This is a genomic window from Streptomyces sparsus (assembly GCF_054776295.1).
On sequence record NZ_BAAHCA010001506.1, the window covers coordinates 1 to 765 of the forward strand.

Annotated in this window: 1 protein-coding gene; it reads left to right on the forward strand. The window is 77.4% G+C overall.

Translation table 11 applies throughout. The annotated features are described in order from the left end of the window. Positions 1–22: 22 nt before the first annotated feature. The coding region (locus ACYVE9_RS29285; protein ID WP_461030903.1) for a SpnB-like Rossmann fold domain-containing protein at positions 23–765 on the forward strand (743 nt) is incomplete at its 3' end.

Genomic DNA, 765 nt, shown 5'->3' on the forward strand with positions numbered 1-765 from the left:
CGCCCGCGGAGACGAGGCGGCGGTGGACCACGCTGCGACGTGGCGCGGAGTGGAGCTGCATGCCGTCGGCGCGGCGGTGCTGCGTGCCCGCGTCGGACCGGGAACTGACGGCGGTTACCGGGTCGAGGCTGCGGACGGCCGGGGCGAGCCGCTGCTCACGGCGGAATCCGTGCGCTCCGGACGCCTTGCCCCGCAGGCGCTGCGGGCCGCCTCGGCGCGGCAGCAGGACGGCCTCTTCGAGGAGGTGTGGCGGGACACCGCGCCGCCTGGTCCCCCCGCCCGCGGTGAACGGTGGGCCGTTGTCGGCCCCGACCCGCTCGGCGCGGCCCCGGGGCTCGTTGACGCCGGTCAGGCGGTGGACCTGCATCCCGGGCTGGAGCAACTCGCCAAGGCGGTCGACGGTGGAACGCCCGCCCCGGACGTGGTGGTCGTCTCGTGTGCCCCGGTGACCGGCGCGACCGGCCGCGACGAGGCGGGCGACGTGCTGGACGCGGTCCGCGAGGCCGTGGACTGGACGCGTCACTGGAGTGACCCCCGGTTCGCCGGGACCCGGCTGCTCGTCCTGACGCGGGACGCCGTGCCGGCCTGGCGGGATCCGGCACCCGGATGCCTGCCGGGCGCCGCGGTGTGGGGGCTGGTCAGCACCGTCCAGGAGCGTGCCGCGGGGCGGTTCGTCCTGGCCGACACCGACGCCTCCCCCGCGTCCTGGCGTGTGCTGCGCGGTACGGCGTCGTCGGACGAACCTCGGTGGGCGCTGCGGCACGG